This window comes from Citreimonas sp. (assembly GCF_042096055.1).
Lineage (GTDB): Bacteria > Pseudomonadota > Alphaproteobacteria > Rhodobacterales > Rhodobacteraceae > Citreimonas.
The window spans coordinates 2991-11626 of sequence record NZ_JBELMH010000089.1 but is presented as its reverse complement, the minus strand read 5'-3'; the positions used below and the strand labels follow the sequence as shown (position 1 = coordinate 11626).

At 64.5% G+C, this 8636-nt stretch carries 10 protein-coding genes; 9 read left to right on the top strand and 1 reads right to left on the bottom strand.

From position 1 onward, the window contains the following. A partial coding sequence (gene pnp, locus ACFDTC_RS15485; protein ID WP_375259785.1) for a polyribonucleotide nucleotidyltransferase occupies window positions 1-1564 on the bottom strand: 1564 nt, incomplete at its 3' end. Between the two features lie 436 nt (window positions 1565-2000). Between pnp and ACFDTC_RS15480 the strand changes: the two genes are divergently transcribed. From ACFDTC_RS15480 to ACFDTC_RS15440, 9 genes are all read left to right on the top strand, one after another. Then, on the top strand, window positions 2001-2285 hold the full coding sequence (locus ACFDTC_RS15480) for a hypothetical protein (protein WP_375259784.1): 285 nt from the start codon (window positions 2001-2003) through the stop codon (window positions 2283-2285). Continuing rightward, entirely contained in the window at window positions 2282-2656 is a 375-nt protein-coding gene (locus ACFDTC_RS15475; protein WP_375259783.1) for a response regulator, read from the top strand. Before ACFDTC_RS15480 ends, ACFDTC_RS15475 begins: the two co-directional genes overlap by 4 nt. Before the next feature lies 1 nt (window position 2657). Beyond that, window positions 2658-4823, top strand: a complete 2166-nt coding sequence (locus ACFDTC_RS15470) for a chemotaxis protein CheA (RefSeq protein WP_375259782.1) — start codon at window positions 2658-2660, stop codon at window positions 4821-4823. Next, window positions 4816-5283, top strand: a complete 468-nt coding sequence (locus ACFDTC_RS15465; RefSeq protein ID WP_375259781.1) for a chemotaxis protein CheW — start codon at window positions 4816-4818, stop codon at window positions 5281-5283. Before ACFDTC_RS15470 ends, ACFDTC_RS15465 begins: the two co-directional genes overlap by 8 nt. Window positions 5284-5315: 32 nt before the next feature. After that, window positions 5316-6158, top strand: coding sequence for a CheR family methyltransferase (locus ACFDTC_RS15460; RefSeq protein WP_375259780.1), 843 nt, complete (start codon window positions 5316-5318; stop codon window positions 6156-6158). After that, window positions 6155-6541, top strand: a complete 387-nt coding sequence (locus ACFDTC_RS15455) for a response regulator (protein WP_375259787.1) — start codon at window positions 6155-6157, stop codon at window positions 6539-6541. Before ACFDTC_RS15460 ends, ACFDTC_RS15455 begins: the two co-directional genes overlap by 4 nt. Continuing rightward, window positions 6538-6897: a hypothetical protein gene (locus ACFDTC_RS15450; protein WP_375259779.1), complete on the top strand. Its 360-nt coding sequence runs from the start codon at window positions 6538-6540 to the stop codon at window positions 6895-6897. The genes ACFDTC_RS15455 and ACFDTC_RS15450 overlap by 4 nt, the downstream gene beginning before the upstream one ends. A gap of 85 nt (window positions 6898-6982) precedes the next feature. After that, complete coding sequence (locus ACFDTC_RS15445) at window positions 6983-7942, top strand: CheB methylesterase domain-containing protein (RefSeq protein ID WP_375259778.1); 960 nt, start codon at window positions 6983-6985, stop codon at window positions 7940-7942. Then, window positions 7939-8478 carry a chemotaxis protein CheD gene (locus ACFDTC_RS15440; protein WP_375259777.1) on the top strand — a complete coding sequence of 180 codons (540 nt, stop codon included), beginning with the start codon at window positions 7939-7941 and terminating at the stop codon, window positions 8476-8478. Before ACFDTC_RS15445 ends, ACFDTC_RS15440 begins: the two co-directional genes overlap by 4 nt. Window positions 8479-8636: the final 158 nt, after the last annotated feature.

Below are 8636 nucleotides of genomic sequence, written 5' to 3'. Positions count from 1 at the left end.
TCTCGGGCGTGATGCCCGCGACCTTGATGTCCATCTGCAGCGAGGTGATGCCCTTCTCGGTGCCCGCGACCTTGAAGTCCATGTCGCCGAGGTGATCCTCGTCGCCCAAGATGTCCGTCAGGATCGCGTAAGAGCCGTCCTCTTCGAGAACCAGGCCCATCGCGACGCCGGCCACCGGTGCCTTCAGCGGAACGCCCGCGTCCATCATTGACAGCGAGCCACCGCAGACCGACGCCATCGACGACGAGCCGTTGGATTCGGTGATCTCGGAGACCAGACGCAGCGTGTACGGGAAGTCGGTGGGCGACGGCAGGACGGCCTGCAGCGCGCGCCAGGCCAGCTTGCCGTGGCCGATCTCGCGGCGTCCCGGAGGGCCGACGCGGCCCGCTTCACCGACCGAGTAGGGCGGGAAGTTGTAGTGCAGCAGGAAGTTCGAACGGAAGTTGCCGGTCAGCGCGTCGATGAACTGCTCGTCGTCGCCGGTGCCCAGCGTGGTCACGACCAGCGCCTGCGTTTCACCGCGGGTGAACAGCGCCGAGCCGTGCGTGCGCGGCAGCAGGCCGGTTTCCGACACGATCGGGCGCACCTCGTCCAGCGCGCGGCCGTCGATCCGCTTGCCGCTCTTCACGACCGATCCGCGCAGGATGGTCGATTCCAGCTTCTTCAGCGCGGAACCGAGGTTGGCGTCGGCCAGCTCGTCCTCGGACAGCTGGGCCTTGATCGCGTCCTTTGCGGCGGCGACGGCCTGCGTACGCTCCTGCTTGTCGAGGATCGCGTAGGCGTCGCGCATCTGCGTCTCGCCCAGGCCCTTCACGCGCTCATAGAGCGCCGAGTAGTCCGGCGGCTGGAAGTCGAACGGCTCTTTCGCCGCGTCCTCGGCCAGGTCGATGATCAGGTCGATCACCGGCTGGATCTGCTCGTGCGCGAAAAGAACCGCGCCCAGCATCTCTTCCTCGGTCAGCTCGTAGGCTTCGGACTCGACCATCATGACCGCATCCTTGGTGCCGGCAACAACCAGGTCGAGACGCTGGTCGGGGTTGTTGCGCAGCAACTGCATGTCTTCGGCCATCGGGTTCAGGACGTACTCGCCGTCCTCGAAGCCCACGCGGCAGCCGGCGATCGGGCCCATGAACGGCGCGCCCGAGATGGTCAGCGCGGCGGACGCGGCGATCATCGCCACGACGTCGGGGTCGTTGACGAGGTCGTGGCTGAGGACCGTGCACATCACCAGCACTTCGTTCTTGAAGCCCGGGACGAACAGCGGCCGGATCGGCCGGTCGATCAGGCGCGCGGTCAGCGTCTCCTTCTCGGAGGGGCGCGCCTCGCGCTTGAAGAAGCCGCCCGGCACCTTGCCCGCGGCATAGTATTTTTCCTGGTAGTGGACGGTCAGCGGAAAGAAATCCTGACCTTCCTTCGCCTGCTTGGCGAAGGTCACGTTGGCCATCACGCTGGTCTCGCCCAGCGTGGCGATCACCGAACCGTCGGCCTGACGGGCAACCTTGCCCGTTTCCAGTGTGAGCGTTTCCTCGCCCCACTGCATGCTCTTCTTCGTCTCTTTGAACATCGTCGTATCCTGTCTGGAGGCACTCACGGGCGTATCCCGTGTCCTCCCATGTCAATGGCGGCCGCATTGCCGCCGACCCCTTTCATCGCATTCCCACGGCGCGGGGGTCGTCGCGCCCTGTCTCAGATGTGCGCCTCGCATACAGGGTTTCGCGCGCGTTGCAAAGCGGCGATCACCGCGTCACGTGAACGCGGCGCCCGGCCTGACGAATGTTTTGGCGTGATGAGGCTGCATGGCCGACGAGAGCGGCGCCGGGGTGATCACGCGACGCATTTCCCGCTGTGGCTGCGGTGACGCCGGACAATCGCTGAAAATGCTTCGTATCTCGGTGTCGGGCTGAACCGTTTGTTAATCGCGCGCCCGTAAGCCTGTCAGCCGTCGGACAAGCCGCGGACCACCGGGTTCGATGGCCTTGATCATCAGAAACAGGTTAGCGATGGCAGATATTCATTTTCATGCACTTGCACCGGCCCGCGCGCGATCCGGAGAGGATCCGCTCGTCCCGTTCCTGCTGGGTGCGCGCGATGCGCCGGTGACGATTTCCGCCCGTGACGTCCAGCGCCTGGACTCGCATCGCCTGCAACTGCTGCTGGTCGCGAAACAACAGTGGGAGACCGACGGGATCGATTTCAGGATCACCGACACGGCGCCTTCCTTCCACGAGGGGCTGCAACGCCTCGGCCTCAATCCCGAACACTTCGAAAAGGAGACGGCGCAATGACGACGAAAGTCCTGGCCATCGACGATTCCCGCACGATCCGGAACCTGCTGCGCGTGTCGCTCGAAGGCGCCGGCTTCGAATTCCATTCGGCGTGTGACGGGCAGGAAGGCGTCGAAGTCTTCCCCGACGTGGATCCCGACGTGGTGATCACCGACATCAACATGCCCCGGATGGACGGCTTCGGCGTCATCGACACGCTGCGCAGCGGGCCGAACCGCACCAACGTGCCGATCCTCGTGCTGACCACCGAAAGCTCGGACGACCTAAAGGCGCGCGCCCGCGACGCCGGGGCGACCGGCTGGATCGTGAAACCTTTCGACGACGCCTCGCTGGTGTCGGTCCTGCGGCGGCTTACGGGGCACGTGAACTGACATGTCCGGCAATTCGATCAGAGATACCTTTTTCGAAGAGTGCGAAGAGCTTCTCGAAGCTCTCGTCGAAGGGCTGTCCCAGATGGAGGAAAGCCCGGGCGACACGGAGATCGTGAACGCCGTCTTCCGGGCGGTGCATTCGATCAAGGGCGGCGCCGGGGCCTTCGGGCTCGAGGAGCTGGTGCATTTCGCCCACACGTTCGAAACCGTGATGGACAAGGTCCGCAGCAACGAGCTCGCCGTGACCGGCGAACTGATGGCCCTGTTCCATCGCTCGGGCGACCACCTGTCGGATCTGGTGAGCGCTGCGCGTGACGAGACAGTCGCCAACCAGGAAACCGAAGCCGCCCTCATCAAGGAACTCGAAGGCCACCTTGGCCCCGATCACCAGGAAGAGGAGTTCAGCTTCGACGCGCTGACGCTGGACTTCGACGGCGAAGCCGCGGCGCCGATCGTGCTCGACGACCTCGGCGATGCCGAGGACGAAGGCGCCGAGCGGCGGTTCGGCATCGCGTTCACCCCGACGCGCGCGCTCTACGAGAACGGCCACGAGCCGCTGCTGCTGTTCGACGCGCTGGCCGAACTGGGCGAACTGTCGGTCAGCATGGACACGAGCGGGCTGCCGGACTTCGACTCTTTCGACCCGGCGGAGCCTTGCGTCTCATGGAGCCTCGACCTCGTCACCCACGAGTCCGAGACGACGCTGCACGAAGTCTTCGAATTCGTCGAAGGCCTGTGCACGATCGACATTTCCGTGACCGAGGTGCCTGCCCACACACAGGTAGAACCGGCGGACGAGGAGCCGGCCCCGCCGGCGTTCGATCCGCCGGAGGAGACACCCATGCCCGAAACCATGAGCGACGAGCCCGATCCGGCGCCCGCGGACGACAGCGCGTCGTCCGGGCCGGCATCGGCGTCGGGATCCTCGGCGAAGGAACCCCGCGGTCCCAAGCCGACCCTGCGGGTCGATCTCGACCGGGTCGACCGGCTGATCAACACCGTCGGCGAGCTGATCATCAACCAGGCGATGATCTCGCAGCGGATCGAGGAACTGGATCTGCCCACCGTGGCGCACCTGACCAACGAGCTCGAGGCCTACAAGCTTCTGGCGCGTGACATCCAGGAAGGCGTGATGGCGATCCGCGCGCAGCCGGTCAAACCGCTGTTCCAGCGCATGTCGCGCATCGTCCGCGAAGCCTCGGACGCGACGGGCAAGAAGGCGCGTCTGGTCACGCTCGGCGACTCGACCGAGGTCGACAAGACGGTGATTGAGCGGCTGGCCGATCCGCTGACGCACATGGTGCGCAACGCGGTCGACCACGGCCTCGAGAAGGCGGATGTTCGCGCCGCCGCCGGCAAGGACACGATGGGCACCATCCGCCTGTCGGCCGCGCACCGCTCGGGCAGCGTGTTCATCGAGATCACCGACGACGGCGCCGGCCTGAACCGCGAGCGCATCCTCGAGAAGGCGATCGAGAAGAACCTGATCCCGGCCGATGCTGAACTGTCCGAGCCCGAGATCGACAACCTGCTGTTCCTGCCCGGCTTCTCGACTGCCGGTACGGTGTCGAGCCTTTCGGGGCGCGGCGTCGGCATGGACGTCGTCAAGAACGCGGTGCAGGCGCTCGGCGGACGGGTCTCGATCACCTCGCAGCCCGGAAAGGGGACGACGTTCACGATCATCCTGCCGCTCACGCTCGCGGTGATGGACGGCTTCGTGATCTCGGTCGCGGACCAGACGATGGTGATCCCGATCTCGTCGATTCTGGAAACCATCCGACCCAAGCCCAAGGACATCCACGTCATCGGCACCGACTCGCACCTCGTCAGCGTGCGCGGGTCCTACGTCCCGATCGTCGATGTCGCGGAAAACCTCGGTCTCGGCAAGACGAAGACCGACAAGGAAGTTGGCATCCTGCTTCTCGTCTCGACCGAGACGCAGGGTCTGACGGCGCTGCGCGTCTCGGCGATCCACGACCAGCGCCAGGTCGTGATCAAGTCGCTCGAGAGCAACTACGCGGCAATCCGCGGCGTATCCGCTGCAACGATCCTGGGGGATGGCAAGATCGCGCTGATCCTCGATCCCGAAGAGCTCATCAAGCTCGCCCAACCATCGGCATCCGACCAGATCGCACAGCAGGCCAGAATGGAGCTTAGGCATGCCTGAAACTGAAAAGTCCCGAGCGGACTCGTATTTCGAGTTCATCACCTTCTCCACCGGCGGGCAGAGCTTCTGCCTCGAGATCACGCAGATCCGCGAGATCCGCCGCTGGACACCGGTCACGGCCCTGCCGCACACGCCCGACGATGTCCTGGGCGTCATGAACCTGCGCGGCGCGGTCATTCCGATCTTCGACCTGGCCTCGCGCTTCGGGCTGGGGGCCACGCCCGGCAACGAGCGGAACGTCGTGATCGTCGCGGCCGTCGGCAGCACGACCATCGGCCTGCTGGTCGAGTCCGTGTCCGAGATCCTCTCCGTGGAGAAGAGCTCGATCCAGGAAACGCCGGACATCAAGTCCGAGGCGACGCGGAACAGCATTCTCGGCATGATCTCGGTCGGCGACACCATGGTGCGGGTCGTGAACCTCGATGCCGTGCTGGACGCGGGAATTGGCGTGGCCGTATGAACGCCCCCGTTCACCCAGAGGCCGGCGCGGTCTTGTTCAGCGACAGCGAATTCGAGCGCTTGGCGGCGTTCGCAAATCGCTCGTTCGGGCTGAAGCTGTCGCCGGCCAAGAAACCGCTTGTCTATTCCCGCATTTCGAAGCGCCTCACGGCGCTGAAGATCGGCAGCCTGAACAATTATATCGATCTTGTGGAAAAGACGAACGATCTGGGTGAGCGACTGGAGTTGATTTCGGCCCTCACCACGAACGTCACCGCGTTCTTTCGCGAGAACCACCATTTCGAAACGGTGCGGAAGGACATTGTCCCGTCTCTCGCGAGCAAGCCAGGGAATCCGAAACGGGTGCGGTTCTGGTCGGCGGGATGTTCGACCGGCGAGGAGCCCTATTCGATCGCGATGACGCTTCTGGAAGGCCTTCAGAACACCGGCGCGTTCGACCTGCGGATCCTTGCGACGGATATAGACCCGAAGGTCGTGCAGCGCGCGAAGCAGGGTAGATACGGCAAGGACAACGTGGGGCAGCTGCCCGCCGGATATCTCGGAAAGTACTTTGAAAAACCCGATGCGGGCGAGAGTTACACCGTATCGCCCGACATTCGGAAATTGATAACGTTCGGAGAACTCAATCTGATCGAGCCCCTTCCCGTGAAGGGGCCGTTCGATGCGATCTTCTGCCGAAACGTTGCGATCTATTTTGACATGGAAACGCAGCAAAAGGTCTGGACAAATTTCGCCAACCTGTTGCTGCCCGGTGGATATCTCTTCATTGGGCACTCTGAACGGTTAACTGGCCCCGCCTCTGAAACGTTGAAGATCACGGGCGTCACGACATACCAAAAAAATGGTCAGCCTTCGTCAGGATGGAGCACGAAATGAGCCTCAAAGATTCCCTCAAAGTCATGGTCGTCGACGACATGGCGACCAGTCGTGGCCTCATCACGCAGGCGCTGGATGAGATCGGCATCAAGAACTACATCACCGAGAACGACGGACGGCAGGCGCTCGAGCGTCTGGCAAAGACCCCTGTCCATCTGGTGCTATCCGACTACAACATGCCCGGTCTCGATGGCCTCGGTCTTCTGAAGGCCGTGCGGACGCAGAAGGCGACGCAGAAGCTGGGCTTCATCCTGGTGACCGGGCGGCCGACCCCCGACATGGTCGGCCAGGCCAAGGCGCTGGGGCTGAACAACATGATCAAGAAGCCATTCACCTCGGCGTCGATGAAGCAGTGCATCGAAAGCGTTGTCGGCAAGCTATGACCGGGGCAGTTGAGAGACCGGGCAGCATCGAAGGCGCGATCAGGGTCGGGGCCGAGGAACTCCATGTCCTCCAGGTCCGCCTGAAGTCGATCGAAGGCCAGATCGAGCGCATCTTCTCGCGCAGTCACGCCGAGCTGACGTCAGACGAGATCGCTTCGCTCCAGGATATCGATCACATCGTCCAGTCGCTCGACGCGCTGCACGGCTACTTCGCCTGCCTGTCGGACGAGACCGTCGAGTGCCTCGATATCCGGATACCCGGCGCCATCGAAACCATTCCGATCGGGGCATTGCGGGATCGCCTTCGCGGCGTGGGAGAAACTAAAGTGAGCCGGGGGCAACCCGAACTGTTCTGACGTTCTGCCAACGACATCCATTACGTCTGGAAAAAGCATGCAAACGGTTATGGTCGCCATTCCCGACGACGCGGTTCGCCAAAGGATGAGCGAAAAGGTCGCGTCCCTTTCGGGCTTCCGCCTCGTGGCGCGCACGCGCGACCTCATGGACACCTACACCGAGATCGAACTGCGCGCGCCCAACGTGATCCTCATCGCGGAAGCCCTGTCGGCGCAGGCCGAGTTCGAAGTCATGCGGGCGCTCTTCGCCGCCTTGGACGTGCGCTGGCTGGTGGTGAAATCCGGCGGCGGGGCCGGCCGTTCGCTGCCGTCGGCACTGTCGTCGAAGTCCGATCTTTTCGCGCTGGCCGCGGATACGTCGGCCGAACAGCTGCAGTCGCATCTGCAAACCATCACGCGCAGCCGGTCCATGCCGATGAAGTCCCCCGGCGCGGCATCGACCGCGGCCACGGCGACGGCGGTCGATCGCATCATCCTGATCGGCTCCAGCACAGGCGGAGTCGATGCGCTTCTGGCGATCCTCAAGAATTTTCCGGCGGATTGCCCGCCGACCGTGATCGTGCAGCATACCGGCGCCGGCTTCGGCGTCAGCCTCGCCGCACTGCTCGACCGCCAATGCCGCGCGACCGTCCGGCTGGTGACGGAAGCGACGCCGCTGAGGCGTGGCGAGGTGCTGATCGGCGCCGGCATCAAGGCGCATCTGCAGATGGCGGCGGGACGCACGCCGCAGGTCGAACTCGGCGCCTCGGCGCCCGTCAGCGGTCATGTGCCGTCTGTCGACGTCTTCTTCCGCTCCGCCGCGCCGTTCGCGCGGCGCGTATCCGCGGCGTTGCTGACCGGGATGGGCCGGGACGGCGCCGAAGGACTGAAGACGCTGCGCGACGCCGGTGCGCACACGATCGCGCAGGACAAGGAGACCTCGGTCGTGTTCGGGATGCCCCGCGCGGCGATCGAACTGGACGCAGCAACCGACGTTCTGCCGCTCGACGCGATTTCGGGCGCCTTGCTGCGACCGCCCGCCCGCCGGATGGAGCGTAGCGCATGATCGGGGGTCACGAGCAGCTGATCAACGTCGTCCAGGGCGACTTCGAGATCTCGGACAAGCCCGACGTGATCCTGACCACGGTGCTGGGGTCCTGCGTCGCGGTCTGTCTTCACGACCCGGTCAGGCAAATCGGCGGAATGAACCATTTCCTTCTGCCGTATGGCGACAGCGGCGGCGACGGCAGCGGCGTCAGCATGCGCTACGGCACCTACGCGATGGAACTGCTGATCAACGGCCTGCTCAAGCAAGGTGCGCGCAAGGAACGGCTGCAGGCGAAGATCTTCGGCGGCGCGCGCATGAACGAGAAGCTGCGCGACATCGGCTCGTCCAACGCCGCCTTCGCCCGCGAATTCCTGGCCGAGGAAAATATTCCGATCGTCGGCGAAAGCCTGTCCGGCAAGGCCGCGCGCCGCATCCGCATGTGGCCCATGACGGGGCGCGTGCGGCAATTGCTCGTCGAGAACCCGACCGAGGTGCCGGTGGAACGCCCGGTTGCGGTCCCGCGGAAGCCGCAGGAGGACATCACGCTGTTCTGATCTCGCCGCGCGATTAGCGGCCCCGCGCTGGGCGCCCGCAGACGGCGATGCTAGGAGGACGGTTCAAGGAGGATTCCGATGAATCGTTCAGACCTGCCGCTCGTCCGCGACCTCGTCCTCGTCGGGGGCGGACACACGCACGCGCTGATCCTGCGCTC

Excerpts from the sequence above, each read along its gene's own strand:
- ACFDTC_RS15480 (WP_375259784.1), top strand. The coding sequence starts at position 2,001 with ATGGCAGATATTCATTTTCATGCACTTGCACCGGCCCGCGCGCGATCC.
- ACFDTC_RS15475 (WP_375259783.1), top strand. The coding sequence starts at position 2,282 with ATGACGACGAAAGTCCTGGCCATCGACGATTCCCGCACGATCCGGAAC.
- ACFDTC_RS15470 (WP_375259782.1), top strand. The coding sequence starts at position 2,658 with ATGTCCGGCAATTCGATCAGAGATACCTTTTTCGAAGAGTGCGAAGAG.
- ACFDTC_RS15465 (WP_375259781.1), top strand. The coding sequence starts at position 4,816 with ATGCCTGAAACTGAAAAGTCCCGAGCGGACTCGTATTTCGAGTTCATC.
- ACFDTC_RS15455 (WP_375259787.1), top strand. The coding sequence starts at position 6,155 with ATGAGCCTCAAAGATTCCCTCAAAGTCATGGTCGTCGACGACATGGCG.
- ACFDTC_RS15450 (WP_375259779.1), top strand. The coding sequence starts at position 6,538 with ATGACCGGGGCAGTTGAGAGACCGGGCAGCATCGAAGGCGCGATCAGG.
- ACFDTC_RS15445 (WP_375259778.1), top strand. The coding sequence starts at position 6,983 with ATGAGCGAAAAGGTCGCGTCCCTTTCGGGCTTCCGCCTCGTGGCGCGC.
- ACFDTC_RS15440 (WP_375259777.1), top strand. The coding sequence starts at position 7,939 with ATGATCGGGGGTCACGAGCAGCTGATCAACGTCGTCCAGGGCGACTTC.